This is a genomic window from Streptomyces sp. NPDC002680 (assembly GCF_042889145.1).
Lineage (GTDB): Bacteria > Actinomycetota > Actinomycetes > Streptomycetales > Streptomycetaceae > Streptomyces > Streptomyces adonidis.
On sequence record NZ_JBIAQP010000025.1, the window covers coordinates 53,783 to 80,338 of the forward strand.

Consider the following 26,556-nt stretch of genomic DNA (forward strand, 5'->3'; position numbering starts at 1 on the left):
TACCCATCGAGCCCCGTTCGATTCCGACATCCGGTGTTATCCGTTGTCGTCCGCGTGTTCCGCCCGAGGCCTCCCTGTCGCCATGTACACACACCTACGATCGGTCCGTTTGGACAGATGACGGTGCGGCAGGAGGGGCGCTCATGGGCACGCTGGGGTCGAACGGACATGCGCAGGGGGACTCGACGGGGACGGGGCGGCGGACGCTGCTCGGAGCCGCGATGCTGGGTGCGGGCGGAGCGGTCCTGGGACTGCCCGGCGCGGCGAGAGCCGACGCCCAGCAGACCGGACAGGACGCGAAGCACGGAGGTGGTGGCTTGAAGGGCCTGCCCGTACCGACGATCATCGGCCACCGGGGTGCCAGCGGCTACCGACCCGAGCACACCCTCGGGTCGTACCAGCTGGCCCTCGATCTGGGTGCGGACATCGTGGAGGCCGGTGACCTGGTCCCCACCAAGGACGGTCACATCGTCTGCCGCCACGAGCCCGAGATCGGCGGCACGACGGACGTCGCCGACCACCCGGAGTTCGCGAGCCGCAAGGTCACCAAGGTCCTGGACGGTGTCTCCCTCACCGGCTGGTTCACCGAGGACTTCACGCTCGCTGAGCTGAAGACGCTGCGCGCGATCGAGCGCATTCCGGCCAACCGCCCGCACAACACCCTCTACAACGGCCGCTGGGAGATCCCCACCTTCGAAGAGGTCCTGCGCTGGCAGGACGAGCAGACCCGCAAGCGCGGCAAGCAGGTCTGGATCTACCCCGAGACCAAGCACCCCACCTACTTCCGGGCGCTCGGCCTGGGCCTGGAGGAGCGGGTCGCGAAGCTGCTGAAGAAGCACGGCAAGGACAAGAAGAGCTCGCCGGTCATCCTCCAGTCCTTCGAGCCGACCAGCATCCAGCGCCTCAACCGGCTCGTCGGCAACCCGCTCGTCGTCCTGCTCTCGGCCGCGAACACCCGCCCCTGGGACTTCATCACGACCGGCGACCCGCGCACGGTCGCCGACCTGGTCAAGCCGGCCGGTCTGCGGGAGATCGCCTCGTACGCGCAGGGCATCGGCCCGACCCTCGACCTGGTCATCCCGAAGGACTCGACGGGCGCGCTCACCTCACCGACCACCCTGGTCGCGGACGCGCACGCGGCGGGCCTGATCCTGCACCCGTACACCATGCGCAACGAGAACCCCTTCCTGCCGACGAACTTCCGCAAGGGCACGGACGCGGACGCCTACGGAGACCCCTTCGGCGCGTACCGCACGTACTTCGCGACGGGCATCGACGGCGTCTTCACGGACAACCCGGACACGGGCGTACTGGCTCGCGCGGACTTCCTGAACAGCTGACGAGTCACTCGTCAACGAATGAGCACCCGGCCCCGATTGGGGTGACAACCGGCCGCTCCGGCAACCTCCCGCCGGAGCGGCCGCGTCGTGCCGCATATGACCCACGACATGGTTTCCGCCCTGCGCCCGCTGCTCGCCGCCGAGGCCTCGGCGGAGGCATATGCCTACGGCGCCGAGCCGAGCGACCTGGAACAGGCCGTCTGGCTCCGCCTCCTGGAACGCCTCGACTCCGACGACCCGCCGGCCGACCCGCACAACTGGCTCCGCCGGGCCGTCCGCTCCGAGGCTCGCCGCAACCGCCGTACCGCCCGCATCGAACGGCCGTACGGCGACCAGCACGCGGCCGACGACCGCCCGGGCCCCGAGCAGCTCGCCCTCACCGCCGCCCGGCATCGTGCCCTGCGTGAGGCGGTGCGCCGGCTGCCCGGCCGCTGCCCGAGTCTGCTGGAGGCCCTGCTGTCGCCGAAGGACCTTACATACAGGGAAATCGCGGGGGAGTTGGGTATCTCACAGGGCAGTCTTGGTCCGGAACGTTCCAGATGCCTGGGATGTCTCCGCCGATTGCTGACGCCGGAGGTTGCGGCCCGCGAAGCACGGGGATAGGAGTGAGGAACAAACGACTGAACAGGTGAGCGGGAGGCGTGCACACATGGGCATGAGCGTGACCATCTCGGTGGCGACCGAACGGGACGCGGAGCAGATCTTCCGGCTGCAGTACCTGTGCTTCCAGAGCGAGGCCGCTCTGTACGGCAACTACCGGATCGATCCGCTGGTCCAGACCCTGGACTCCGTGCGGGAGGAAGTCGGCGCGGACTGCGTCTTCGTGGCGCGGCTGGGCGAGGAGGTGGTCGGCTCGGTGCGTGGCACCCCGAACCCCGACGGCACGGCGTCCATCGGCAAACTCTGCGTCCACCCCCGCCTCCAGGGCCACGGCATCGGTGCCCGCCTCCTGCGCGCCGCCGAGTCGGCCCTCGCGGAGGAACGCGGCGCGAAGAGGTTCCGCCTCAGCGCGGGCCACCGCAGCGACGCGGGCCTGCGCCTCTACCGCCGAGTCGGCTACGAAACGGTAGGCACCGACAAGGGCAACGACGGCGTACCGATGATCGTCCTGGAAAAGCCGGCGGGAACATACGCGGCAACTGCTTGAACGAGGGTGACAGGAGCGCCCCGATAGGGGCGCGGGGAACTGCGCGACAAGCCACAACGGGCCCGCAGTCGCGCAGAACCGTCAGCCAACCTCCCCCTTGGGCGAACGAGCCCGACGCAACCAGTACATTGCGGAGATCGGCAGCAGTACAGGGATGAACAAGTACCCCATCCCGAAGTCGGACCACACGGTCGAGTCGGGAAACGCGGACGGTTCGACCAAGGTCCACGTACCCACGATCAGCACACCGGCAAGTTCGGCGGCGCAGCAGACGAACGCCGCCCTACGCGCCCTCTCCCCACCCCGCACCAGCGAGTACGTGATGAACCCGTACACCACCCCGGCGACAGCCGACAGCGAGTAGGCAAGCGGCGCATGCCCGAACTCGGTGGAGATCTGCACGGCCGACCGCGACACCGCCCCGACCACCATCACGCCGTAGAGCCACACGAGCAACGTGCCCGGCCCACTGATCAGCCGCGACCTCTCCGCCGTGGCCATCTCACCCTCCCCAGATGTCATAGAGCCGCACCTCCAGCACGGCCAGCACCACCCCGCCGGCGGCAACCGTCACCGAGCCCCACCGCGTGCGCTCCGCCAGCGACATGAACCCCGTCACCGGCACACACGCCAGCGCGCCCAGCAGATACGCCACGAAGATCGTCGTACCCTGCTCCGGCTTCTCGCCCCGGGCGAGCTGGACGATGCCGACCACCAGCTGGACCACGGTGAGCAGGGTGACCACACCCATGCCGATGAAGTGCCAGTCCTTGGTGGGCTGATCGCGGTACGCGGCCCAGCCGCACCAGGCGGCGAGCGCGAGAGCGGCGACGGACGTGGCGACCGTCAGGGCATCAAGCATGCCGCCGACCCTATTACGGCCCAAAAGGGCAGGTGCCGTCGGCCCCGTGGGGATGACCACCGTGGCGTTGACCACAGCCCGCGCAGTACGTGAACCGACCGCCGATCCGGCTGCCGGCGATCTCCCGGCCCTGTCGCCCCTGGTCAGCGGCGACGCTGTGGAGATCCGGATACGTGGCTGATACACGTCCACGCCTGTCCATATTCCGGACGGACGTGGACGGACGTTCTTGGCCGTGTCCATACGTCTGCTTTACTGATCGCATGACCACTACGAGCAGCCGCACCCTTGCGACCGAGGCGACCCTGACGCCCGGTGCTCGTTGTATGTGTCGAATGTGCTCTTTCTAGAGGGCCCCCGCACCACCCCCTGAGCCTCGCGCCCCGAAGCGAGCCGCCGTGGCATGTCCGTACGCAGCCGCAGCCGTATGACTCCTACGAGTTCATGCAGGCGCCCAGCACGTACGTGACGGACCCGAGCCGCGCACAGCCTCTCCCCGTGTCCCGGGCACACCCACGCCCGCGCACTCGACAGTGACGGAAACCCCTGTGATCACCACGTCCGGCCTCACGAAGGTCTACCGCTCGCGCGGTCGTGAAGTCACCGCCCTCGACGGCGTCGACCTGCATGTCCGCGAAGGCGAGGTGTACGGCGTCATCGGCCAGTCCGGCGCCGGCAAGTCCTCGCTCATCCGCTGCGTCAACCTCCTGGAACGCCCCACCGCGGGCACCGTGAGCGTCGACGGCCACGACCTCACCGCCCTGGCCGGACGCGGACCCCGGGCGGGCCGGGAACTGCGCCGGGCGCGCAGCCGGATCGGCATGGTCTTCCAGCACTTCAACCTGCTCTCCTCGCGGACCGTCCAGGACAACGTCGAGCTGCCGCTCGAAATCCTCGGTACGGCGGGGAAGGAACGATCCCGCAAGGCGCTCGAGCTGCTCGACCTCGTCGGCCTCTCCGACCAGGCCAAGGCCTACCCGGCCCAGCTCTCCGGCGGCCAGAAGCAGCGCGTCGGCATCGCCCGCGCCCTCGCCGGCGACCCCAAGGTGTTGCTCTCCGACGAGGCCACCAGCGCCCTCGACCCGGAGACCACCCGTTCCATCCTCCAGCTGCTGCGCGACCTGAACCGGCAACTGGGGCTCACCGTGCTGCTCATCACGCACGAGATGGACGTCGTCAAGTCCATCTGCGACTCCGCCGCTCTGATGGAGAACGGCCGGATCGTCGAGTCCGGCACCGTCAGCGAGCTGCTCGCCACCCCCGGCTCCGAACTTGCCGCCGCGCTCTTCCCGGTGAGCGGCGACGCCTCCGGGGACGACCGCACGGTCATCGACGTCACCTTCCAGGGCGACGCGGCGACCCGGCCCGTCATCTCGCAGCTCTCGCGCACGTACAACATCGACATCTCGATCCTCGGCGCCGCGATGGACACCGTCGGGGGCAGGCAGGTCGGCCGGATGCGCATCGAACTCCCCGGCCGCTACGAGGACAACGTTGTGCCGGTCGGCTTCCTGCGCGAACAGGGTCTCCAGATCGATGTCGTCGGTGAGCGCGAACTGGTCAAGGACGGTGCCAAGTGACCTGGTCAGAGATGCAGCCCCTGCTGGAGCAGGCGTGTTGGGACACCCTCTACATGGTCGGCTGGTCCACCGTCATCGCCGTCGTCGGCGGACTCCCGCTCGGCATCCTGCTCGTCCTCACCGACCGCGGCGGACTGCTCCAGAACGTCGTCGCGAACAAGGTCATCGGGCAGGTCGTGAACATCGCCCGCTCGATGCCGTTCATCATCCTGATGGTCGCTCTGATGGGCTTCACCCGCTCCATCACCGGGACGACCATCGGCCGCGAGGCCGCCATCGTGCCGCTCGCCATCGGCGCGATCCCCTTCTTCGCCCGTCTGGTCGAGACGGCTGTCCGTGAAGTGGACGGCGGGCTCGTCGAGGCCGTGCAGTCGATGGGCGGCAGCACCTGGACCATCGTCCGCAAGGTCCTCGTCCCCGAGTCCCTGCCCTCGCTGATCGCCAGCACCACCACCACGATCGTCGCCCTCATCGGCTACTCCGCGATGGCCGGCACCGTCGGCGCGGGCGGCCTCGGCGACATCGCCATCCGCTACGGCTATCAGCGCTTCGAGACCGAGCTGATGTGGATCACCGTCGCGATCCTCGCGGTCGTCATCTCGGTCATCCAGTTCGCCGGTGACTACGCGGCCCGCGGGCTGCACCGGCGTGGCGGCGGCTCCGGCGCGGAGCCCAGGCTCCGATTGCTGAAGGCCAGGCCCAAGCTCGGCAAGGCCGCCTGAGCGCAGCCGCCCACCCCCTCTCACCACCCCCACACCCACCCGCAGATTTCCCCGTACCACCCATCACGGGGACAGTCACACCCACATGGAAAGGCACTTTTCGTGCGTAACGCCACAAAGTTCACCGTCGCCGCCCTCGCAGCCGGAGCCCTCACCCTGGGTCTCACCGCCTGCGGCTCGTCCGACTCGGACTCCGCCTCCGACACCAGCGGCCCGCTGGTCGTCGGCGCGAGCACCGTCCCGCACGCCGAGATCCTGAACCACATCAAGGAGAACCTGGCGCAGAAGGCGGGACTCGACCTGGAGGTCAAGGAGTTCAGCGACTACGCCACGCTGAACCCGGCGACCGAGGACGGCTCCGTCGACGCCAACTACTTCCAGAACCAGCCCTACCTCGACGAGTTCAACGAGAAGAACGGCACCGACATCGTGCCGGTCGTGACGGTCCACCTGGAGCCGCTCGGCCTCTACTCGAAGAAGCTCAAGAGCGCCGACGAGCTGAAGAGCGGCGCCACCATCGCCGTCCCGAACGACACGGTCAACGAGGCACGGGCCCTCAAGCTCCTCGACGCCAACGGGATCATCACTCTCAAGGACGGCGTCGGCAACGACGCGACCCCCAAGGACATCGCCGAGAACCCCAAGAACATCGAGTTCAAGGAGCTGGAGGCGGCCCAGACCCCGCGCTCCCTGGACGACGTCGACGCCGCGGTGATCAACGGCAACTACGCCCTGGAGGCCGACCTCTCGCCGGCGAAGGACGCCCTTGTCTCGGAGTCCCCCAAGGACAACCCGTACGGCAACTTCCTCGCCGTGAAGAAGAGCAACGAGGACGACCCCCGGGTCGCGAAGCTCGCCAAGCTCCTCACCTCCGCCGACGTCAAGAAGTTCATCGAGGACAAGTACGAGGGTTCCGTGATCGCGTCCTTCTGACGGTCGTTCCGCCGGTACTTACCGACACGTACGGGGTCCGCTCCCTCACCGGGCGTGGACCCCGTGATGCGGTTCCGGGGCCGCATGCTGCATGCTGGGCAGTTCAACAGGCCGTGCGGGTTTGAAGGTTCGCAGGTTTTCGAAGGCTATGGAGCGGCGCATGACGAGCACCTTCCCCAACATCTCCATCAGCACGGACCGGTTGGTACTGCGCCCTCTCGACGAGGACGACATCCCCGCGCTCGCCGAGATGATGAACGACGAACAGGTCGCCGCCTGGACCGACGTCCCCCAGCCCTTCACCGAGGACGCGGCCCACACCTGGATCACCGAGTACGCGCCCGCCGAACGCACCGCGGGCCGCGGCCTCGACTTCGCCGTCACCGAGTTCCTCACCCAGCGCCTGGTCGGCGTCGTCCAGCTCACCAAGACGGACTGGCACATCCGGTCCACCGAGCTGTCGTACATCATCGCCCCCTGGGCACGCGGTGAGGGCTACGCCTCCGAGGCCGCGCTCGCCACCTCCCAATGGGTGCTCGGCGACCAGAAGTTCGAGCGCGTCGAGCTGCGCACGGCCGCCGACAACACCGCCTCCCAGCAGGTCGCCCAGAAGATCGGCTGCATCAGCGAGGGCGTCCTGCGGGGCGCCTGCATAGCGCACGTCCGCACCGACGACGGCGCCTGGACCGACGTACGCACCGATTTCATCGTCTGGAGCCTGCTGCCCGAGGACCTCGAAGGAGCCGGTGAGGAACTGGCCGACAACAGCGGTTTCACGTCCTACTCCGACTGGAACTGAACCGAGGGGACGCCACCGGACACGCCGGGCACACCGGGGTACCCTCACGGAGCCCCGAGACGGCCGACTCCGTACAGGACGAGACCGTGCTCCCCGAAGACCCGCGCGCACCCTCTGGAGACTGACGACGATGGCCGACCGGGTCACGGTGATCGGCTGGGACGGCTCGCCCCTCACCGCCACGGCACGCTCCGCCCTCGGCGCCGCCACGCTGGTGGCAGGCGCGGCCCACCATCTGGCGCTCCCCGAAGTCCCCCCGGCCGCCGAACGCATCCGCCTCGGCAGCGTCGCCCTCGCCGCCCGCCGCATCGCCGGCCATCGTGGCACCGCCGTCGTCCTCGCCGACGGGGACCCCGGCTTCTTCGGCGTCGTACGCACCCTGCGCGACCCCGAGTTCGGCCTGGAGGTCGAGGTCGTCCCCGCCGTGTCCTCGGTGGCCGCCGCGTTCGCCCGCGCGGGCATGCCCTGGGACGACGCCGAGGTCGTCGTCGCCCACCGCCGCACCCTGCGCCGCGCGGTCAACGTGTGCCGCGCCCACACCAAGGTCGCCGTCCTCACCTCGCCCGGCGCCGGCCCCGCCGAACTCGGCCTGCTCCTCGACGGGGTCCACCGCACCTTCGTCATCTGCGAGGAACTGGGCACCGAGCGCGAGCAGATCACGGTCCTCACCTCCGACAAGGCCGCCGACCGCGCCTGGCGGAACCCGAACGTCGTCATCGTCATCGGCGGCCCGGCCGCGAGCGGCGACGGCGGCTGGATCGCCGGCCGCGACCCGGCGGCGGGCCCGCGCGGCTGGGCGCTGCCCACCGAGGCGTACGGCCACGGCGCCATCGAATACGCCGAGGGCGAGACGGAGCTGCTGCGGGCCGCCCAACTCGCCCGTCTGGGGCCGCGCGTGGGCGACCTCGTCTGGGACATCGGCTGCGGCAGCGGCGCCTTCGCCGTCGACGCGGCCCGCAGCGGCGCCGCCGTCATCGCCGTCGACCGGAACGTGGAGGCCTGCGCCCGCACCGATTCCGCCGCCCGCCGCTTCGGCGTCCAGCTCCAGATCGTGCGCGGCCAGGCCCCGTACATCCTGGAGAACCTCCCCGAGCCCGACGTCGTCCGCGTCGGCGGCGGGGGAGCGGCGGTGGTCTCCGCGGTCGCCGACCGGCGCCCGCAGCGCATCGTCACGCACGCGGCGACCCGCGACGCCGCCGAACTCATCGGCCGCGACCTGACCGAACACGGTTACGACGTCGAATGCGCCCTCCTCCAGTCCGTCGAGCTGGACACCCGGGCCTGGACGGAGAAGGAACGGAACGTCGCGTTCCTGCTCAGCGGAGTTCTGCCCGACCGTGCGCGCTGACGCCGATTGCCGTCCCGTGATCCTGTTGTCGTACTGCGCGCGGTAGGCTGGCCGACCGTTGCACTGCACTCGGTGGCCCGGCACTTCGTAGCCCAATGTCCGGAAAGCACACCCGTTTTGGGGTGAGTGTGGTACGGCGGAACCGGTAGGGCGCGCAACGTGGCGCAGTCCACAGCGGGCCGTGGCGGATCAAGCTGCTGCTACGGCGGAACGACCGCAAGAATGCCTGTTGATGGCGACAATGCCAGTCAGTGGCTTTGTCGCCTTTCTGGGGCGGGTCGTTCGTGCCGCTGGGCACGCATGCTCGTTCTTCACTACGGGGCGATCGGTGCGCCGTTCCGGGTGAGCTGGTCGTAGAAGCACTAACCGATGGGCGAGGGGTTCGCATGACCGACACCGGCCAGGTCCCGGCCGAGGGACTGCCGGAGAACGCAGGCATGGTGGAACAGCCGGGCGTTCCCGCGCACGGTGCGTACACCTACCTCTCCGAGACCACCGCCGAGGACGAAGACCTCCTGCTGCTCCCGGGCGCCCAGAGCGCCTGGGGCAACGAGGTCGCCCCGCCCGCCCCCGCGCCCGTCGTCGAGGCCGTGCACGAGCCCGGCCCGCACGAGACCGGCGGCCGCGACAGCGGCTCGGTCGACCTGAGCGCCGTCCGCCTCGCGACCCAGGCCACCACCGCCCAGGCGACGGCACCGATCCCGCCCCGCCGCCCGCTGCACCTCGGCCCGCCGACCCCCGACGCCTCCGCGAGTCCGGTCCGCTCCCTCGCCGACCGAGGCCCGGCGGGCATGCCCGCACCCGTACGCCAGTTCGGTACGCCGGTGCAGGCTCCCGGCCCCGAGTACCTCGACGCGCCTCCGCTGCTCGCCGACCCGGCCCCGCAGGGCGCCGCTCCCTGGGGCGCCCAGGCCCAGACCCAGACCCACACGGCGGTCCAGGCCGCGCCGGTCCCGCAGGTGAGCGAGGGGGCGCACCCTGCGGAAACGGTTATTCCGCTTCTGTCCGACATCCCCGCCCCGACCCCGGAGCCCCTGCCCGAGACCCCGGACGCCGTACCGACACCCCAGGAGGCAACTCCGGAGGCCGCGTACGAGACGCCCGAGCCCGCCGCCCACCCGGCCCACTCGCCGGAGGACGCGTACGCCGGTCAGGGCCCCGAGGGCTTCGAGAACACCGAGCCCGCCGCGTACGCCTTCGAGGTCCCGCCGCTCCCGGAGCCCCCCGTGGCACCCCCCGTCGCCGAGACCCCTGAGGTCGGTGGCGTCCTCCCGGCGGCCCCGATCGCCCCCGAAGCGGTGCAGGCCCCGCTGGAGACCGAGGGCGCCCAGACAGCCGTACCGGAGGCGGAACCCGCACCGGACGCGCAAGTCGTACCGGACATCCAGGCTGTCGCGGACGCGCAGATCGTGCCGGACCCCCCGATGGTGCCGGAGGCACAGTTCGCCCCCGAGGCCCACCAGATGCCGGCCCCGCTCATCGCCCCGCAGGCCGTTCCCGAGAGCGAGCCGCAGGCGGTGGAGGCGGGTGCTCCCGTCGTGCCCCCGAGTGTCCCCGTGGAGGAGTTCGCGCCCGCGCCCTTCGTGGAGGAGCCCCCGGTCGTCCACCTCGCGGACCCGGCGTCTCAACTGACGGACGCCGCCGCCCAGGTGCCCGAGGCCGCACCGCCCGCAGAACCCCAGTACGAGGCCGTACCGGCGGAGGCGCCCGCGCTCCTCCCGGAGTACGCCGAACAACCCCTCGCCGAGCCGCAGCCCGCCGTGGCCGCAGTCGCGGATGCAGCGGATGTAGCGGACGTACAGGCAGGTGCCCCCGAGGCACCCGAAGCCGTAGCCGCACCGATCGTGCCCCTGCCCCCCGCGCCGGAGCCCGTGACAGCCCTCGCCGAGGAGCCCACCCCGTTCGCCGAGCCGCAGCCGCCGGCTGAGCCAGTGGGCCACTTCGTCCCCGTGGACGGCATGGTGCCCACGACCCCGCACCTGGCCCCGACACCCCCGCACCCCCTCGTCCTCCCGCAGGAGAACGAACCGGTGCTCACACCCGTGCCCGAGCCCGTTCTCCAGGCTCCGCAGCCGCAACCGGAAGCGGAACCGGAACCGGAACCGGAGCAGCCCACCGAGCCCGAGACCCCGGAAGCCCTGGCTCCCGAACCGGCGGTGGCACTCGCGGTCGTGGCAGACGAGCCCGAAACCCCCCCCGACCCGGATGCCGGACAGCCGGCACAGCAAGCGGAGGACCTGGAGACGCGGGCCGCCGACCAGGAAGAGGGCGAAGAGAGCGCAGAGGGCACGGCCGTGGTGGAAGACGTACGAGAGTCCACCGGCCCGGCCGCTCCCGGCTACGACGACGCCGAGCGCGAGGCCGTGCTCAAGGTGATGCGCGAGCGCCGGGACATCCGCAACGGCTTCCGCAGCGACCCGATCCCGCACGACGTACTGCTGCGCATCCTGGAGGCGGCCCACACCGCGCCCTCCGTCGGCCACTCGCAGCCGTGGGACTTCGTCGTGATCCGCTCGGCGGAGACCCGCGCCACGATGCACGAACTGGCCGCGCGGCAGCGCGAGGCGTACGCCAAGTCGCTCCCCAAGGGCCGGGCCAAGCAGTTCAAGGAACTGAAGATCGAGGCGATCCTCGACACCCCGGTGAACATCGTCGTCACCGCCGACCCGACCCGGGGCGGCCGCCACACCCTCGGCCGCCACACACAGCCGCAGATGGCCCCGTACTCCTCCGCGCTCGCGGTCGAGAACCTGTGGCTCGCGGCCCGCGCCGAGGGCATCGGCGTCGGCTGGGTCAGCTTCTTCGACGAGCGGGAGATGGTCCGCGCGCTGGGCCTCCCCGAACACCTCGAAGTGGTCGCTTACCTCTGCGTCGGCTACGTCGACGAGTTCCCGGAGGAGCCCGAGCTGATGCAGTCGGGCTGGTCCAAGCGCCGTCCGCTGTCGTGGGTCGTGCACGAGGAGACGTACGGCCGTCGCGCGCTGCCCGGCGAGGAGCCGCACGACCTGCTCTCCGAGACCGTCGCCAACATCCGCCCGCTGGACGCCAAGGCGCTCGGCGAGGCGTGGGAGCGGCAGAAGCGCATGACGAAGCCGGCGGGCGCGCTGGGCATGCTGGAGATCATCTCCGCGCAGCTGTCGGGCCTTTCCCGCATGTGCCCCCCGCCGATCCCGGAACCCGCGGCGGTCGCGATCTTCGCGGGCGACCACGGAGTGCACGCCCAGGGCGTCACCCCCTGGCCGCAGGAGGTGACGGCCCAGATGGTCGCCAACTTCCTCGGCGGCGGCGCGGTCTGCAACGCCTTCGCCAGTCAGGTGGGCGCCGAGGTCTGCGTCATCGACGTGGGCGTGGCCTCGGACCTGCCCGCCACTCCCGGTCTGCTGCCGCGCAAGATCCGCGCGGGCACGTCCGACATGACGACCGGCCCCGCGATGACCCGCGAGGAGGCCAAGGCGGCCATCGAGGTGGGCATCGAGACGGCCCGCGACCTGGTGGCGGCCGGCAACAAGGCCCTGCTCACGGGTGAGATGGGCATCGCCAACACCACGGCGTCGGCGGCCCTGATCTCGGTCTTCACGGACACGGACCCCGCCGAGGTCACGGGCCGGGGCACCGGCATCAACGACGAGACCCTCGCCCGCAAGACCGAGGTCGTCCGCCGCGCCATCGACCTCCACCAGCCGGACCCGGCCGACCCGATCGGCGTCCTGGCGGCCATCGGCGGCTTCGAACACGCGGCGATGGTCGGCCTCCTCCTCGGCGGTGCCTCACTCCGTACGCCGGTGATCCTGGACGGCGTCAGCGCCGGTGCCGCCGCCCTGGTGGCCCGCGCGATCGCCCCCGAGGTCCTGGCCGCGTGCATCGCGGGCCACCGCAGCGCGGAACCGGGCCACGTGGCGGCCCTGAACAAGCTCGGCCTGCGCCCCCTGGTCGACCTGGACCTCCGCCTCGGCGAGGGCACGGGCGCCCTGCTGGCCCTGCCCCTGGTCCAGAGCACGGCGAGGGCGATGCACGAGGTGGCGACGTTCGACTCGGCAGGGGTCACCGAAAAGTAGGGGGCACAGCCGACCACGAACCGGCACGCACAAGGGGGTCCGGGGGCGAAGCCCCCGGTTTCGGGAAGGGGTGGGCTTGGGGAAGAAGAAACCCCACCCCAGCCCCCACCTACCCGCACCGTAAAATGCGCACGTCAGGGCCCACACCAAACCCCCAGGCCCCTGATCAGAACCACCCGCAAGAGGGAGCCGCACCCCCATGGCCGAACACCCCGCCTACCCCGTAGGCCTCCGCCTCACCGGCCGCCGAGTGGTGGTCCTGGGCGCAGGCCAGGTGGCCCAGCGCCGCCTCCCCGCCCTCATCGCGGCGGGCGCGGACATCCTCCTCGTCTCCCCGGAGGCAACCCCCTCCGTGGAGGCGATGGCGGACGCGGGCGAACTCACCTGGGAGCGCCGCCCCTACGCGGACGGCGACCTCGCGGACGCCTGGTACGCCCTGATCGCGACCAGCGACACGCAGGCCAACGCCCAGGCCTCCGCCGAAGCGGAACGGCACCGCGTGTGGTGCGTCCGCTCCGACGACGCCGACGCGGCGACGGCCTGGACCCCGGCCACCGGCCACAGCGAGGGCGTCACGGTCGCCGTCCTGACCACGGACGCCAAGGGCCGCGACCCCCGCCACACCGCCGCCATCCGCGACGCGGTCGTCGAGGGCCTGCGCGACGGCACGCTCGTCGCACCCCACCACCGCACCCGCGCCCCCGGCGTCGCCCTGGTCGGCGGCGGCCCCGGCGACCCGGACCTGATCACGGTCAGGGGCCGCCGCCTCCTCGCCGAGGCGGACGTGGTCATCGCGGACCGCCTGGGCCCCCGCGACCTCCTCGCCGAACTGCCCCCGCACGTCGAGGTGATCGACGCGGCGAAGATCCCGTACGGCCGTTTCATGGCCCAGGAGGCCATCAACAACGCGCTGATCGAACACGCCAGGCAGGGCAAGAGGGTCGTACGGCTGAAGGGCGGCGACCCCTACGTCTACGGCCGGGGCATGGAGGAGGTCCAGGCGCTGGCCGAGGCGGGCATCGCCTGCACGGTCGTCCCCGGCATCTCCAGCTCGATCTCGGTCCCGGGTGCCGCCGGCATCCCGGTCACACACCGCGGAGTCGCCCACGAGTTCACGGTGGTCAGCGGCCATGTCGCCCCGGACGACGAACGCTCCCTCGTCGACTGGCCGTCCCTCGCGAAGCTGACCGGCACGCTCGTCGTCCTCATGGGCGTCGACAAGATCGGCCGGATCGCGGAGACCCTGGTCGCGCACGGCAAGTCCCCGGACACCCCGGTCGCCCTGGTCCAGGAGGGCACGACGGCGGCCCAGCGCCGGGTCGACGCGACCCTGGCCACGGTCGCCGAAACGGTCCGTAAGCAGGACGTGAAGCCGCCCGCGGTGATCGTGATCGGCGCGGTCGTGAACGTAGGCCCCGCGGAGTTGACGTAACCCCCGGTAACACAACCCGTTCCCAGCCGTTGGCACCGCACCCAGGACAAGGCAGTATCACCCCTGTGGCCGATCTCATCACCGTCGAGGACCCCGACGACCCGCGCCTGCGCGACTACACGGGCCTGACCGACGTCGAACTGCGCCGCAAACGCGAGCCCGCGGAGGGCCTTTTCATCGCCGAGGGCGAGAAGGTCATCAGACGCGCCAAAGACGCCGGTTACGAGATGCGCTCGATGCTCCTGTCCGCGAAGTGGGTCGACGTCATGCGCGACGTCATCGACGAACTCCCGGCCCCGGTGTACGCGGTCAGCCCGGAGCTGGCGGAACGCGTCACCGGCTACCACGTGCACCGAGGCGCCCTGGCCTCGATGCAGCGCAAACCGCTCCCCACGCCGGACGAACTCCTCCAGACCGCACGCCGGGTGGTGGTCATGGAGTCGGTCAACGACCACACCAACATCGGCGCGATCTTCCGCAGCGCGGCCGCCCTGGGCATGGACGCGGTCCTGCTCTCCCCGGACTGCGCGGACCCCCTCTACCGACGCAGCGTCAAGGTCTCGATGGGCGCGGTCTTCTCCGTCCCGTACGCCCGCCTGGACACCTGGCCCAAGAGCCTGGACTCGGTCCGCGAGGCGGGCTTCACCCTCCTGGCCCTCACCCCCGACGAGAAGGCCAAGACCCTCGACGAGACCGCCCCGCACAAGATGGACCGCGTAGCCCTGATGCTCGGCGCGGAGGGCGACGGCCTCTCCACCCAGGCCCTGGTGGCGGCCGACGAATGGGTCCGCATCCCCATGGCCCACGGAGTCGACTCCCTCAACGTGGGCGCAGCGGCAGCGGTCGCCTTCTACGCGGTGGCAACGGGCCGCCCCCAACCCTGAGCCGACGCGCCCCTTAAGGGGCGCGGGGAACCGCGCGACAAGCCCCCACCGGCCGGCAGCCAAACAACTGCCTATCCAGCGGAGTGCGGCTGCTCATGCCGCTGCCCGATCCCGCCACGGCCACCGTCGTCCCCAAGCCCACGACTGGGCCCCTGACACCCCTGAGCCGCAGCGATCCCCAGAGCCACCAGCAGCGTGACGACAACGAACACGAACAACCGCTGCCGCAACAGCCGAGGATTGGCGGGCCGCCGCCCGGTCCCCGTGCCACGCGGCGCCGGCCGCCCCGTACCACTGCGCGGTCCGGGACGGTTCGTGTTCCGCGAGCCGGGAACAGGCCGAGCCCCGGAACGGGACGAGGACGAGGAGACACCACCGCGCGAAACCCCACCACTGCGCGACGGACTGTCCCCCCGAGGAGCCCCGCCACCACCCCGCGACGGCACAGCCCCACGAGCCCCCGAGGCAGGCCCCTGCGGACGCCGCTGAGGCTGCTGAGGCTGCTGGGAAGGGGCCTGCGACTGCGAGTGGGGCTGAGTCTGATGGTGATACGGAGGCCGCTGATCCGGATAGCTCTCGGTGAGTCGTCCGGTCGGCCGCTCCGCCTCGGCGGAACGCGGCGCGGGCGGCCGCACGTCAGCCATGCCCTGCGCCTCGCGCGCCGCGATCTCCTTGAGCCGCAAGGACAGTTGGAGCGTGCTGGGCCGCTCTTCCGGATCCTTGGCCAGACAGGCTCGTACGAGGGGTGCAAGGGCATCCGGAACACCCTGGAGATGGGCCTCCTCGTGCACCACGCGGTACAGCATCACCTCGGAACTGCCGTGCCCGAAGGGCGAGTCGGCCATCGAGGCATACGCGAGGGTGGCCCCCAGCGAGAACACGTCGGTGGCCGGAGTGACGGCGGCCCCGCGCACCTGTTCGGGCGCGAGAAAGCCGGGCGAGCCGACCGCAGTACCAACATGGGTCAGCGTCGAGGCCCCGGTGGCCCAGGCGATACCGAAGTCGATGATCCGAGGCCCCTTGGGGGACAACAGAATGTTGGACGGCTTGAGATCCCGATGGACGACCCCGGCCTCGTGCACGGCGACGAGCCCCTCGGAGAGGGCCGCACCGATCGAAGCGACGTCGGCGGCGGTGAGGGGCCCCTCGTCGACCACCTTGTCGTGCAGGGAGGGCCCGGGCACGTACTGCGTGGCGAACCAAGGCCGGTCGGCGTCGAGATCGGCGGCGACGAGCCGTGCCGTGCAACCACCCCGGATCCGCCGAGCCGCCGACACCTCACGCGCGAAACGGGACCGAAACTCCTGATCCTCCGCCAGATCGGGCCGGATCACCTTCAGCGCGACCCGCTGCCCCCGCTTGTCGGAGCCCAGGTAGACAACGCCCATCCCGCCGGCGCCGAGCCGTCTGTGAAGCCTGAACGAGCCGACGACGCGCGGGTCCTCGCGCCTCAGGCGCATCATCGCCATGTTCATCCCCGCTGCCCGGTCCGTTTGACGAGCGACAGCTTACGTTTCCCCGGCCGGGTGCGCGCAGAGGCCGCGCCCTCTCGTCCCGATGGATTGTCAGTGCCGGGTGGGAGACTTGAAAGGTGGTCAGGGAGCGCGCGAACAGGGCGGCTTGACGGAGCGTGTGATCCCAACCACCCATCACAGAAGGGGGATTGGACCCGTGAAGGGTGACCGCGTGGAGATAGTCGTGGATGCCGGGGACACGACACGTACGTATGAGGTGGTGGCCAGCAGGGCGGGCCGTCGGGTGGAGACGGCGGTCCGCCGGGGTGTGGTGGAAGTGAGCGAAGTCACCCGCAGCGGATCGGTCGTCCGCACGGCCCGCTTCATGGCGACCCGAGTCCTGGCACTGGTCGAGCAGCCGGTGCCGCGAGAGGACAGCTCGGAACAGTAGGGGACACACCGGGCACCCCTTCCGGGAAGACCCTGAGACCTAGGACTCCGTCTCCACCCAGGGGAGTACTCCGCAGGTCACGGGTCATCCTCCGGGAGGCCCGGCAATCGGTACGAGGGCATGACGACCGGTACCCGTCGGCCGCCTAGATTTGAGGTCAAGCGGCGGGTGCAGCACTCGTCCCCCGAGGTCAGACACCCGCCGCTGCCAACCAACAAGAGAACGGTCAGGAGAGGGACCATGGCCCACACGGCATCGCGGACGGCGCTCCGCACCCAGGGACGCAAGGCGTACGTAGCCGCGTTCCGCCCGCGCCGACAGGGCCAGCGCCACCCCCTGGTGGCGACAGCGATGGTCCTTCCCCTGGCAGCCCTGCTCGTGGTCGTCTTCGGCGGCTGGGAAGCAGTGGTCACACAAGCGTCGTCCGTGGGAGTGATGCTGGGGCGCTGAGCGGCGACCCCAGGCCCGGAAGAGCGGTCCGGGCGGGGACATCCACCCATGAAACCCCGTGGGGACGGGGGTGCGGCGGACGGCAAAAAATGCCCGCGCAGCTGGGGAGCTGCGCGGGCATTGCTTTGCCTGCTTTCAGAACCCCGGCCGGGGCTTGATCTTTGAGCCCGTCCGGCGTTTGAGGACGAGGCCGTTCAGGCCGACAGCGGGGGTCTGGGGGCGCAGCCCCCAGGGATGGGACGGGTAGGGGCGGCGGGGGCGAAAAAACACCCCCCGCACCCAACGCCGTACCCTCACGACCAGACCCGCACCGCGCCCAGGGAGCCCCGTGACAGCCACCCCCTTGCTCTCCGCCCTCACCGCACGAGCCAAGGCAAAGGCCCACACGCGCAAGCCCACCGACACCTGCCCCTGCGGAGCAGACACCCTCGCCGACCGCCCCGACGGCACAGTCGTCCGCCACGCCGACACCGTCGCAAAGGCCCACGCCCAAGACACCACCCCCACCGAACTCACCACCCGCCTCACCACCGCCACCCACCTCCCCGACATCCTCCTGCCCCCACTCACCCCGACCCCCGTCACCCTGCACGGCAGACTCGTGACGTTCTGGCCGTACGGCACCCCGGTGGACCCGGAGGACCCGGACGCGGCCCCCTGGGAGGAGGCCGCCACCCTCCTGGCCCGCCTCCACCGAACCCCCGCCCCACCCGGCCTGCCGCCGATGCGAGGCCCGGCCAAGGCGGCCCGGGCGATCGCCCGCCTCCGGGCCACCGCCCCTCAGCCGGCCGCCGAACCAGTCCTGCACGCATGGGCAGCCCTACCTGCCTGGGCGAAGGACGAAGCCCCCATGCCGGCCCTCCCAGGCCAACCAGCCGCCCACACAACCCTCTGCCACGGCGACCTCCACCTGGGCCAACTGGTACGCCACCCCGCCCCGAACGGCCCCTGGCTGCTCATAGACGTGGACGACCTCGGGATCGGCACCCCCACCTGGGACCTCGCCCGCCCGGCCGCCTGGTACGCCTGCGGACTGCTCCCGCCCGACGAGTGGACCCGCTTCCTGACCGCCTACCGCACGGCGGGCGGCCCGGCCGTACCCGCCGAAGGCGACCCCTGGCCCGCCCTGGACATCGCGGCCCGCGCACTCACCGTGCAGACGGCGGCCTTGGCCGTCGTCAAGGCGACGGCGGCGAACCGCCCACTGGACGACGTACAGCAGGCCGTCGTCGACGCGTGTGCCCGGATGGGTTCCGTACCGCCCGAGTTGGCCCACGAATACGCGAAGTAGGGTGCAACCGCACGGAGCCGGACAGAGTCTGTCCAGGCGAGAAGCGAATCAGGATCAAGAAGCAGAAGTAGAACCGAGAAGCAGAAGCAGAACTAGAAGCAGCACCGACCGGCAGGAGTTGAGCCGAGCATGCAGTGTCCGAAGTGCCACGCCCCGATGCACACGTACAACCGCAACGGAGTCCAGATCGAGCAGTGCAGCGGCTGCCGGGGGATATTCCTCGACTACGGCGAGCTGGAGGCGCTGACCCGGGTGGAGTCCCAGTGGTCGGGCCCCGCAGCGCCGCCGCCCCAGGCCCCGCAGGCCTACCCGGCGGCTCCCGCACCCGCCTGGGGCGCCCCGCACGGCGGTCACCACGGCGGCGGCCATGGCGGTCACTACGGCGGCAAGCGCCACAAGAGCTTCGGCCACATGCTGTTCTCCAGCTGACCGGAACCAGCCGCTGGAAGCACGAAGAAGCCCCCGACCGTACGAGACGGCCGGGGGCTTCCGGTATGTGGACGATACTGGGATTGAACCAGTGACCTCTTCCGTGTCAGGGAAGCGCTCTCCCGCTGAGCTAATCGTCCTCGGCACCACGGCTCAGGAGCCGCGACTACTGCGTGCGCGATACTGGGATTGAACCAGTGACCTCTTCCGTGTCAGGGAAGCGCTCTCCCGCTGAGCTAATCGCGCGGAGACCCTTGCGGATCAAGGCCCTTGCGGACCAGTGGACGATACTGGGATTGAACCAGTGACCTCTTCCGTGTCAGGGAAGCGCTCTCCCGCTGAGCTAATCGTCCTTGGAGGTGGAGACGGGATTTGAACCCGTGTAGACGGCTTTGCAGGCCGTTGCCTCGCCTCTCGGCCACTCCACCAGGAGTGCGGGGGTTCGGGAAGATCCCCCTCTTCCTGCGAGCGGACGACCAGGTTCGAACTGGCGACCTCAACCTTGGCAAGGTTGCGCTCTACCAACTGAGCTACGTCCGCATGTCGTTTCGGTGCGCTCTCGCGTCCCGGCGACGAGTTGAACTCTAGCGGATTCCGGGGCCAGTACAAAAACGCGTTTGTGCAGCGTGCTGCGGTGTGCCTGCTCGAAGACATGGTCAGGGCACCCGCAGGACACCCGCCATAGACTCGGCGGTGTGTCCGATCTCGCTCCTCTCGCCCGCTTCGGCGGCCTCGTCGCCACTGGCCTCCTCGATGTCACCAGCGACCCCGAGGCTCTCGACTCCACCGGTTTCTGGGCGGTGTGCGCGGACTACGAGGGCCGCCTGACCTGCGCCCGCTTCCAGGACGTACGAGAGGAACCGGCACCCGCGCAGACCCCGGCACCGGCGAAGTGGCGTGGCCCGGCCGCCGGTGACTGGACGTCGTCCCTCGACCGCGCCGCGTACACGGCGGGGGTACGCCGGATCCGTGAGCACATCGCGGCCGGCGAGGTCTATCAGGCGAACCTCTGCCGCGTACTGTCCGCGCCCGTCGCCCCCGACGCCGATGTGGACGCCCTCACCGCGCTGCTCGCCCGCGGCAACCCGGCACCGTACGCAGGAACGATCCGCCTGCCCGCGCACGGCGTCGAGATCGCCACCGCGTCCCCCGAACTCTTCCTTCGCCGGGGCGGCCGGACCGTCGAATCGGGCCCGATCAAGGGCACCGGACGCACCGAGGCCGATCTCCTGGAGAAGGACTACGCCGAGAACGTGATGATCGTCGACCTGGTCCGCAACGACATCGGACGTGTCTGCGCGACCGGCTCGGTGACCGTCCCCGAACTGTGCGTCGTCGAGAAGCACCCGGGGCTGGTCCACCTCGTGTCGACGGTACGGGGCGAACTGCGCCCGGGGGCCGGCTGGCCGGAGCTGCTGGCGGCGGCCTTTCCGCCCGGCTCGGTCACCGGTGCGCCCAAGTCGAGCGCCCTGCGGATCATCGACGCCCTGGAGACGGCACCCCGGGGCCCGTACTGCGGCGGCATCGGCTGGGTCGACGCGGACCGGGGCACGGGCGAACTCGCGGTCGGTATCCGCACGTTCTGGATCGACCGGGCCGACGGCATGCTGCGCTTCGGCACCGGGGCGGGCATCACCTGGGGTTCGGACCCCGAGGCGGAGTGGCACGAGACCGAACTGAAGGCGTCCCGGCTGCTCGCGATAGCGTCGGGAGAGTACGAGGTGAGCGGTAGTGGAAGTGGAGAGGAATCGTTGACGTGAAGCTTTGGCTCGACGGCGGGCTGCAGGACATCGAGACCGCCCGCGTCTCTGTGTTCGACCACGGGCTGACCGTGGGCGACGGCATCTTCGAGACCGTGAAGGCGGTCCATGGCCGCCCGTTCGCGCTCACCCGCCACCTGGACCGGCTGACCCGCTCGGCCCGCGGCCTCGGCTTGCCCGACCCCGACCTGGACGAGGTCCGCCGCGCCTGTACGGCTGTACTCGACGCCAGTCCGATGCCGCTCGGCCGACTGCGCATCACGTACACCGGCGGCCACGGCCCCCTCGGTTCCGACCGCGGCGAGCACGGCACGACCCTGGTCGTCGCCGTAGGCGAGTCCGCCCGGCGCCCCGACTCGACCGCCGTGATCACGGTCCCGTGGACGCGCAACGAACGCGGCGCCGTCACCGGACTGAAGACGACCTCGTACGCCGAGAACGTCGTCGCCCTCGCCAGGGCGCGCGAACAGGGCGCGTCCGAGGCGCTGTTCGGCAACACGGTCGGCCAGCTGTGCGAGGGGACGGGGTCGAACGTCTTCGTCGTCCTGGACGGCGAGATCCACACCCCGCCGCTCGCCTCCGGCTGCCTGGCCGGCATCACACGCGCACTCGTCGTCGAGTGGACGGGCGCCAAGGAGACCGACCTGCCGCTGGACGTCCTCCGAAGCGCCGACGAGATCTTCCTGACGTCCACCCTGAGGGACGTACAGGCCGTGCACCGTGTCGATGACCGCCAACTCCCGGGCGTACCGGGCCCGGTGACGGCCAAGGCGATGCGGGTCTTCGACGAGCGGGCAGGCGACGACCTCGACCCCTGAGCGAGGCGCAGGATCAAGGAAAGCCGCATTAATGAGGCTGACGGTGGGCCTCGTGAGCGGGTAGAACACCCCTGATGACAACCACCCTGCGGCCGACCGAGCCGCTGCAGCGCGAGGCCGACGGGGCGTGTTCACGCCGTTACCAGGTGTGCGTGAACAGCCGTCCCGTCGGTGCGGTACACCTCGGCACCGATCCCGCTTTCGGGGACTCGGTGGGGAAGATCCTGGACCTCCGTATCGACGAACGCGACCGTCGGCGCGGTCGGGCCACGGTGGCGGCGCTCGCCGCGGAGGAGGTGGCGCGCGGCTGGGGCTGTCGGCGCATGGAGGTGTCGGTCCCCGGCGACGTACCGGCGGCGCTCCGGCTCGCGACCGCGCTCGGCTATGTGCTGCGCAACCGCCGGATGGACAAGGCGCTCGGCACCACTCCGCCCGAACTGCCCGCCGGGAGCCGTGGCCGGCCCATGACGGAGGCCGAGTTCGTGGTGTGGGAGGCGGCGGGCAGGCTGGACTATGCGGAGAGCTGGATCCAGCGCGGAGTGCCCGAGGCGGAGGCGCACGCCAAGGCGAAGCGGGACCACGAGGGGATGCTGCCGCACGGCGTGGCCAGCGAGGGCGTGACACTCAGCGTCCTGGAACACGAGGGCACCCGGGTCGGCACCCTGTGGCTGGGCTCGCGCGACGGCCGGGCCTTCGTCTACAAGGTCGAGGCCGACGCGGAACACCGGGGCAGAGGCCACGGCCGCACCCTCATGCTCCTGGCGGAGGCCCAGTCGATCGAGGCGGGCCGGCAGGCCATCTCCCTGAACGTCTTCGCGGGCAACACCCCGGCGGAACGGCTCTACGAGTCGTTGGGCTACGAGACCATCACCCACCACATGTACAAGGACCTGCTGTAGGCCGACGCCCAGGCGGGGGAGATTCGACGGGCGTGGGTGTCAGGCCTCCGTCTGCCCAGCCAGCAGCCGGTCCACGATCTCCTCGATCCGCTCCCGCAGCCCCTCCTGGCTCTTGCCGCCGTCGAGCCGCTCACCGGCGATGACGTACGTCGGCGTGCCGGTCACACCGATGGCCTTGCCCTCGGCCTGGTCGGCGTCGACGATCAGGATGTGCCGGCCGTCGATCAGCGCGGTGTCGAACTCCTCGGCGTCGAGCCCGAGTTCACCGGCCACCTCGACCAGGAAGGGTTCGCCCCTACGGTCCAGCTCCTCGACCCGGCCGAGCACGGCCTCGACGTACGGCCACGCCTGCCCCTGCTCCGCCGCCTCCTCGGCGGCCTGCGCGGCGGCGAAGGCGTGCTTGTGCCTCTCCAGCGGGAAGTGCCGCAGCCGCAGCTCCAGTCGGTCGCCGTAGCGGGCCCGCAGGGCGCGTACGTCGTCCAGGGCGCTGCGGCAGTCCGGGCACTGGAGCTCGCACCAGACCTCGAGGACGGGGGCGGAGGCTGGGGCAGGAGTGCCGGCGGGCACGGGGGAGGAGTCGCTCATGGGCACCAGTTTCCCAGCCGTGACCGTGGCCGTCGTACGAGGGGACCGGGACCTGTGGAGGAGGCGACCCGGAGATGTCCCTGATGTCGGGCCGGGGCATGGCATCCGGGGGTCCGGGCGGTGCAGGATGGAAGGGACGAAGCGCACCTGTGCGAGCGAACCGCGCATCCGTGCGACCGAACCCTGCCTGGAGGACCGGATGATTGCCGAGACCGTCTGTTCCGCCGTCTCCGCGGCCGGCCTGGGCATCGCGGTGGTCACGGCGTACCGCAAGCGTTTTCTCGCGGCCGCCCGTATCGCCGCCTACTCACTGGTGCCTGTCGGCCTGGTGATGACCGGGGTGGTCGGCTGGCTGGCCGACACCGCCTTCAGCCCCACCGCCTGGGCGGGCTTCGTTGTGCTCGGCGGCGCCTGGCTGCTCTTCGTGACCACGCGCGCGGTGGAGCGGCGCAGGGGCGGCGGCCGACAGGAACGCAGAGAAGCGCGGGCCGCGCAGCGTGAGGCGGTGGCTCCGGCGGCCTCGGCGCCCTCGCTGGGGCAGGCGCGGGGCAAGGCCTCCCGCCCGGCGGCCCCGCCCGCGGCCAAGCAGCGCGGCGGTGGCGCGGGGGACGACTTCAGCGACATCGAGGCGATCCTCAAGAAGCACGGCATATGACGAAGCGCGGCGACTGACGCAGTGATGGCGTACTGAAACGACACAATCGGCCGGGAGGCGACGGAGGTCGCTCGGAAGTGATCATGACGCGCTGCGGACATTACGGAATTCGGCGAACTACCGCACATTCCGGGTGTGTTGATCGCGTAGAGGGTCTCGGCTGCGTCATCATCGCGACGAGATGCTGGACACAACACAGAGCGAGGCCGCGCCGCCGAATGACGAGCCGCGCGGGTGCCTCTTCGCCCTTTCCCAGCCACCGCTGATGATCTTCCTTGCGGTGATCGGGTGTCTGCTGCTCATGGCTTCGTTGCATGATCTGCTGTTGCTGTGAGCTGTACACGCCAGTCCCCGGCGTCACCCGCCGGGGGCTGCGTCAGCACCAGACTTTCCGCACTTGGATTTCGGGGCCCGTCAGCCCGTCGACTCCTTGCGGCGCGCCCGGTAGGCGGCCACATGGAGCCGGTTTCCGCAGGTGCGGCTGTCGCAGTACCGCCGGGACCGGTTGCGGGAGACGTCGACGAAGGCGCGCCGGCAGTCCGGGGCCTCGCAGCGCCGCAGCCGTTCCTGCTCACCGGCGACCACGAAGAACGCGAGAGCCATCCCGCAGTCGGCGGCGAGGTGGTCGGCGATGGACGCGCCGGGGGCGAAGTAGTGCACATGCCAGTCGTAGCCGTCGTGGTCGGTGAGCCGGGGCGTGGTGCCCGCGGCGGCGACCAGCTCGTTGATGAGCGCGGCGGCGGTCCGGGCGTCCTGGGCCGCGAAGACTCCGGCGAACCGGCCACGGATCCTGCGCACGGCGGCGAGATCGATCTCCGAGAGTGTGCCGACTTCGCTTATGTCGTGCTTTCGTACGAAATCTGCGAGCGCGTCGACATCGGGCAGCCCGTCCGTCGTGTCGTCGTCCGGCACGGTGTTCACCAGATCGACCACGGTGTCGAGGGCGCACCGGGTGTCGTGGGTGATCAGCACGTTGCTCTCCCTGGCCTGCCTGGGCGGTCGGGCGGGCACCCGCCCGCCGATGCTGGCCGATGGTAATGGCTCACAGCGACGGAGGTGGCCGTCGGCCTTGGGGGAGGGGCGGGGGAGGGGCGGGGAGGTCGGAGTGGTCGCCTGTGAAAGGGCAATGAAAGGGCAGGCAGACGCACCGCCGCCGCCCCACGGATGACCCGCGGGGCGGCGGCGGTGTGCCATATGCGGTTGTCCTGACCCGAGCCGTCTCCCCGAGTGGACGGCGCCGGGCGGCTCTGTGGGGGCCTCGTCCTAGCTTTCCGCCAGGATGTGGGACAGCTCCTGGTCGAGGTCGAAGTGGCGGTGTTCTGTGCCGGGTGGCACAGCGGCGTCCGTTCGCTTCAGGAAGGACTCCAGGGCTCGTGCGGGGGCTTCGAGCAGGGCCTCGCCCTCCGGGGAGCTGAGGGCGATGCAGACAACGCCCTGACCGTGGCTCCGGGACGGCCAGACTCGGACGTCACCGGTGCCGGTGGGCCGGTGGAGGCCCTCCGCGAGCAGGTCGCGGGCGAACACCCACTCGACGGTTTCCTCGGCTCCGGTGTGGAAGGTGGCGTGCACGGCGTAGGGATCGGCCGTGTCATACCGCAGTCCTGCGGGAACGGGCAGTGAGGACTCGCTCGACACAACGAGGCGCAGGTGCAGCTCGCAGCTGACCGTGGTGTTCATAAGCGCCAAGGCCTTTCGCTCAGTGTGCGCTCGGGGATTCGCACGTCGGCGAAATCGACATGCCACCTACGGTGCCGTTGTAAACCCCTCTGAGTGTTTTGCGTGTCTTTACGTAACTCTTCCGGCCGAGAACCGGTTCGTCGGCTACGACCATTCCGGTGACCGGTTTCCGTCGGGTAGGGTTTGGTCGTATGAATACGGGGAGTGACAAGCCTGGCGAGGTTGCCGTGGCACCAGATGAGACCGGGGCCGGTGAGACCGCGGCCGAGCGGGAGCTGGGTTCGAGAGCGCCGGAATTCGTCAAAGCACGCCGCATGCTGCACATGAGCTGGCAGGTCGGCGTATTCGTCGTGGGCCTCGCCGTGGTGGGTGCCGGCGTGGTCATGCTGCCGCTGCCCGGGCCGGGCTGGCTGGTGATCTTCGGCGGTATGGCGATCTGGGCGACCGAGTTCGTCTGGGCCCAGCTGGTGCTGCGCTGGACGAAGCGCAAGGTCACCGAGGCGACACAGCGTGCGCTCGACCCCAAGGTGCGCCGCCGCAACATCATCCTGACGACGATCGGTCTCGTGATCATCGCGGTTCTCGTCGGGATCTACGTATGGAAGTTCGGGCTGGAAATGCCCTGGAAGATCAAGGACCAGTGATCCGGCTCCATGTCCGGCGCACCCCGTGACATGGGGTAATGTTCTCCCTGCGTCCGGGCGATTAGCTCAGTGGGAGAGCGCTTCGTTCACACCGAAGAGGTCACTGGTTCGAACCCAGTATCGCCCACCGGATCGAGTGCGGTCCGTGTCCACGAAAACGTGGCCACGGACCGCATTTGTCGTTTCCGCGGGTCGTTCCCGCGCGGGCTGCGGGCTGCGGGCTGCGGGCTGCGGGCTGCGGGCTGCGGGCTGCGGGCCGGGTGTCCGGCGTGGGCATCGTCGGGCGTCTCGGGGGACTTGTGGCTGAGCGTCACCGGCGACCGGTGACTGGCCGCCGGTCG

27 protein-coding genes and 6 tRNA genes are annotated in these 26,556 nt (G+C 70.5%); 22 read left to right on the plus strand and 11 right to left on the minus strand.

Going from position 1 to position 26,556, the window contains the following annotated elements; genetic code table 11:
- Window positions 1-143: 143 nt before the first annotated feature.
- From ACFYXF_RS45605 to ACFYXF_RS45615, 3 genes are all read left to right on the plus strand, one after another.
- A complete protein-coding gene (locus ACFYXF_RS45605; protein ID WP_389359110.1) occupies window positions 144-1,340 on the plus strand; it encodes a glycerophosphodiester phosphodiesterase in 1,197 nt (398 codons plus the stop codon).
- Between the two features lie 96 nt (window positions 1,341-1,436).
- Window positions 1,437-1,943, plus strand: coding sequence for a sigma-70 family RNA polymerase sigma factor (locus ACFYXF_RS45610; protein ID WP_389359312.1), 507 nt, complete (start codon window positions 1,437-1,439; stop codon window positions 1,941-1,943).
- A gap of 46 nt (window positions 1,944-1,989) precedes the next feature.
- Window positions 1,990-2,487, plus strand: coding sequence for a GNAT family N-acetyltransferase (locus ACFYXF_RS45615; protein ID WP_389359112.1), 498 nt, complete (start codon window positions 1,990-1,992; stop codon window positions 2,485-2,487).
- A gap of 81 nt (window positions 2,488-2,568) precedes the next feature.
- On the opposite strand, the gene ACFYXF_RS45620 is transcribed toward ACFYXF_RS45615, so the two are convergent.
- A complete protein-coding gene (locus ACFYXF_RS45620; RefSeq protein WP_389359114.1) occupies window positions 2,569-3,009 on the minus strand; it encodes a hypothetical protein in 441 nt (146 codons plus the stop codon).
- Window positions 2,990-3,349, minus strand: a complete 360-nt coding sequence (locus ACFYXF_RS45625) for a hypothetical protein (protein ID WP_389359117.1) — start codon at window positions 3,347-3,349, stop codon at window positions 2,990-2,992. The genes ACFYXF_RS45620 and ACFYXF_RS45625 overlap by 20 nt, the downstream gene beginning before the upstream one ends.
- Before the next feature lie 548 nt (window positions 3,350-3,897).
- Between ACFYXF_RS45625 and ACFYXF_RS45630 the strand changes: the two genes are divergently transcribed.
- From ACFYXF_RS45630 to ACFYXF_RS45665, 8 genes are all read left to right on the plus strand, one after another.
- Window positions 3,898-4,929 carry a methionine ABC transporter ATP-binding protein gene (locus ACFYXF_RS45630; RefSeq protein ID WP_389359119.1) on the plus strand — a complete coding sequence of 344 codons (1,032 nt, stop codon included), beginning with the start codon at window positions 3,898-3,900 and terminating at the stop codon, window positions 4,927-4,929.
- Window positions 4,926-5,651 carry a methionine ABC transporter permease gene (locus tag ACFYXF_RS45635; protein ID WP_389359121.1) on the plus strand — a complete coding sequence of 242 codons (726 nt, stop codon included), beginning with the start codon at window positions 4,926-4,928 and terminating at the stop codon, window positions 5,649-5,651. The genes ACFYXF_RS45630 and ACFYXF_RS45635 overlap by 4 nt, the downstream gene beginning before the upstream one ends.
- 102 nt (window positions 5,652-5,753) lie before the next feature.
- Window positions 5,754-6,584, plus strand: coding sequence for a MetQ/NlpA family ABC transporter substrate-binding protein (locus ACFYXF_RS45640; RefSeq protein ID WP_389359123.1), 831 nt, complete (start codon window positions 5,754-5,756; stop codon window positions 6,582-6,584).
- A 160-nt stretch (window positions 6,585-6,744) separates the two neighbouring features.
- The gene (locus ACFYXF_RS45645; protein ID WP_389359125.1) at window positions 6,745-7,383 is read left to right on the plus strand and encodes a GNAT family N-acetyltransferase; all 639 of its coding nucleotides are present in this window, start codon (window positions 6,745-6,747) and stop codon (window positions 7,381-7,383) included.
- A 130-nt stretch (window positions 7,384-7,513) separates the two neighbouring features.
- The gene (gene cbiE, locus ACFYXF_RS45650; RefSeq protein ID WP_389359127.1) at window positions 7,514-8,731 is read left to right on the plus strand and encodes a precorrin-6y C5,15-methyltransferase (decarboxylating) subunit CbiE; all 1,218 of its coding nucleotides are present in this window, start codon (window positions 7,514-7,516) and stop codon (window positions 8,729-8,731) included.
- Window positions 8,732-9,117: 386 nt separating this feature from the next.
- Entirely contained in the window at window positions 9,118-12,786 is a 3,669-nt protein-coding gene (gene cobT, locus ACFYXF_RS45655; protein WP_389359129.1) for a nicotinate-nucleotide--dimethylbenzimidazole phosphoribosyltransferase, read from the plus strand.
- A 199-nt stretch (window positions 12,787-12,985) separates the two neighbouring features.
- Window positions 12,986-14,218 carry a uroporphyrinogen-III C-methyltransferase gene (cobA, locus tag ACFYXF_RS45660; protein WP_389359131.1) on the plus strand — a complete coding sequence of 411 codons (1,233 nt, stop codon included), beginning with the start codon at window positions 12,986-12,988 and terminating at the stop codon, window positions 14,216-14,218.
- Window positions 14,219-14,283: 65 nt separating this feature from the next.
- Entirely contained in the window at window positions 14,284-15,102 is an 819-nt protein-coding gene (locus ACFYXF_RS45665; RefSeq protein ID WP_369034278.1) for a TrmH family RNA methyltransferase, read from the plus strand.
- A gap of 71 nt (window positions 15,103-15,173) precedes the next feature.
- Here ACFYXF_RS45665 and ACFYXF_RS45670 read toward each other — a convergent pair whose 3' ends face one another.
- A complete protein-coding gene (locus ACFYXF_RS45670; RefSeq protein WP_389359133.1) occupies window positions 15,174-16,577 on the minus strand; it encodes a serine/threonine-protein kinase in 1,404 nt (467 codons plus the stop codon).
- Between the two features lie 196 nt (window positions 16,578-16,773).
- Here ACFYXF_RS45670 and ACFYXF_RS45675 point away from each other — a divergent pair, with 196 nt between their 5' ends.
- The 4 genes from ACFYXF_RS45675 to ACFYXF_RS45690 all read left to right on the plus strand — a co-directional run bounded on the left by ACFYXF_RS45675 (window position 16,774) and on the right by ACFYXF_RS45690 (window position 19,177).
- Complete coding sequence (locus ACFYXF_RS45675) at window positions 16,774-17,007, plus strand: hypothetical protein (RefSeq protein ID WP_081223398.1); 234 nt, start codon at window positions 16,774-16,776, stop codon at window positions 17,005-17,007.
- A gap of 240 nt (window positions 17,008-17,247) precedes the next feature.
- Window positions 17,248-17,457 carry a hypothetical protein gene (locus tag ACFYXF_RS45680; protein ID WP_053740242.1) on the plus strand — a complete coding sequence of 70 codons (210 nt, stop codon included), beginning with the start codon at window positions 17,248-17,250 and terminating at the stop codon, window positions 17,455-17,457.
- A gap of 328 nt (window positions 17,458-17,785) precedes the next feature.
- A complete protein-coding gene (locus ACFYXF_RS45685) occupies window positions 17,786-18,748 on the plus strand; it encodes an aminoglycoside phosphotransferase family protein (protein WP_389359136.1) in 963 nt (320 codons plus the stop codon).
- 129 nt (window positions 18,749-18,877) lie between these two features.
- Window positions 18,878-19,177, plus strand: a complete 300-nt coding sequence (locus ACFYXF_RS45690; RefSeq protein WP_389359138.1) for a zf-TFIIB domain-containing protein — start codon at window positions 18,878-18,880, stop codon at window positions 19,175-19,177.
- Window positions 19,178-19,245: 68 nt separating this feature from the next.
- Here the strand turns inward: ACFYXF_RS45690 and ACFYXF_RS45695 are convergent.
- The 5 genes from ACFYXF_RS45695 to ACFYXF_RS45715 all read right to left on the minus strand — a co-directional run bounded on the left by ACFYXF_RS45695 (window position 19,246) and on the right by ACFYXF_RS45715 (window position 19,717).
- Window positions 19,246-19,317: transfer RNA gene (locus tag ACFYXF_RS45695), tRNA-Val, on the minus strand.
- A 34-nt stretch (window positions 19,318-19,351) separates the two neighbouring features.
- Window positions 19,352-19,423: transfer RNA gene (locus tag ACFYXF_RS45700), tRNA-Val, on the minus strand.
- 35 nt (window positions 19,424-19,458) lie between these two features.
- Window positions 19,459-19,530 (minus strand) — tRNA-Val (locus tag ACFYXF_RS45705).
- A 1-nt stretch (window position 19,531) separates the two neighbouring features.
- Window positions 19,532-19,605 (minus strand) — tRNA-Cys (locus ACFYXF_RS45710).
- Between the two features lie 39 nt (window positions 19,606-19,644).
- A tRNA-Gly gene (locus ACFYXF_RS45715) sits at window positions 19,645-19,717 on the minus strand.
- Window positions 19,718-19,872: 155 nt separating this feature from the next.
- Between ACFYXF_RS45715 and ACFYXF_RS45720 the strand changes: the two genes are divergently transcribed.
- The 3 genes from ACFYXF_RS45720 (at window position 19,873) to ACFYXF_RS45730 (ending at window position 22,654) form a co-directional block, all read left to right on the plus strand.
- Window positions 19,873-20,937 carry a chorismate-binding protein gene (locus ACFYXF_RS45720; protein ID WP_389359140.1) on the plus strand — a complete coding sequence of 355 codons (1,065 nt, stop codon included), beginning with the start codon at window positions 19,873-19,875 and terminating at the stop codon, window positions 20,935-20,937.
- Complete coding sequence (locus ACFYXF_RS45725) at window positions 20,934-21,755, plus strand: aminotransferase class IV (RefSeq protein ID WP_389359142.1); 822 nt, start codon at window positions 20,934-20,936, stop codon at window positions 21,753-21,755. The genes ACFYXF_RS45720 and ACFYXF_RS45725 overlap by 4 nt, the downstream gene beginning before the upstream one ends.
- 74 nt (window positions 21,756-21,829) lie before the next feature.
- Window positions 21,830-22,654 carry a GNAT family N-acetyltransferase gene (locus ACFYXF_RS45730; RefSeq protein WP_389359144.1) on the plus strand — a complete coding sequence of 275 codons (825 nt, stop codon included), beginning with the start codon at window positions 21,830-21,832 and terminating at the stop codon, window positions 22,652-22,654.
- Window positions 22,655-22,693: 39 nt separating this feature from the next.
- Here the strand turns inward: ACFYXF_RS45730 and ACFYXF_RS45735 are convergent, their stop codons facing one another.
- Window positions 22,694-23,239 carry a DsbA family protein gene (locus tag ACFYXF_RS45735; RefSeq protein ID WP_389359146.1) on the minus strand — a complete coding sequence of 182 codons (546 nt, stop codon included), beginning with the start codon at window positions 23,237-23,239 and terminating at the stop codon, window positions 22,694-22,696.
- A 199-nt stretch (window positions 23,240-23,438) separates the two neighbouring features.
- Between ACFYXF_RS45735 and ACFYXF_RS45740 the strand changes: the two genes are divergently transcribed.
- Together ACFYXF_RS45740 and ACFYXF_RS45745 are read left to right on the plus strand one after the other, a co-directional pair.
- Window positions 23,439-23,894 (plus strand): hypothetical protein, encoded by a 456-nt coding sequence (locus ACFYXF_RS45740; protein ID WP_389359148.1) that lies wholly within the window; start codon window positions 23,439-23,441, stop codon window positions 23,892-23,894.
- Window positions 23,895-24,075: 181 nt separating this feature from the next.
- Window positions 24,076-24,228, plus strand: coding sequence for a hypothetical protein (locus tag ACFYXF_RS45745; RefSeq protein WP_369034270.1), 153 nt, complete (start codon window positions 24,076-24,078; stop codon window positions 24,226-24,228).
- A gap of 80 nt (window positions 24,229-24,308) precedes the next feature.
- Here the strand turns inward: ACFYXF_RS45745 and ACFYXF_RS45750 are convergent, their stop codons facing one another.
- Both ACFYXF_RS45750 and ACFYXF_RS45755 read right to left on the minus strand, forming a co-directional pair.
- A complete protein-coding gene (locus ACFYXF_RS45750; protein WP_389359150.1) occupies window positions 24,309-24,866 on the minus strand; it encodes a CGNR zinc finger domain-containing protein in 558 nt (185 codons plus the stop codon).
- A gap of 291 nt (window positions 24,867-25,157) precedes the next feature.
- Window positions 25,158-25,571: an SsgA family sporulation/cell division regulator gene (locus tag ACFYXF_RS45755; protein WP_004002642.1), complete on the minus strand. Its 414-nt coding sequence runs from the start codon at window positions 25,569-25,571 to the stop codon at window positions 25,158-25,160.
- A gap of 191 nt (window positions 25,572-25,762) precedes the next feature.
- Between ACFYXF_RS45755 and ACFYXF_RS45760 the strand changes: the two genes are divergently transcribed.
- Both ACFYXF_RS45760 and ACFYXF_RS45765 read left to right on the plus strand, forming a co-directional pair.
- Window positions 25,763-26,215: a TIGR02611 family protein gene (locus tag ACFYXF_RS45760; protein WP_369034340.1), complete on the plus strand. Its 453-nt coding sequence runs from the start codon at window positions 25,763-25,765 to the stop codon at window positions 26,213-26,215.
- 55 nt (window positions 26,216-26,270) lie between these two features.
- Window positions 26,271-26,342, plus strand: a tRNA-Val gene (locus ACFYXF_RS45765).
- The last annotated feature ends 214 nt before the right edge of the window (window positions 26,343-26,556 follow it).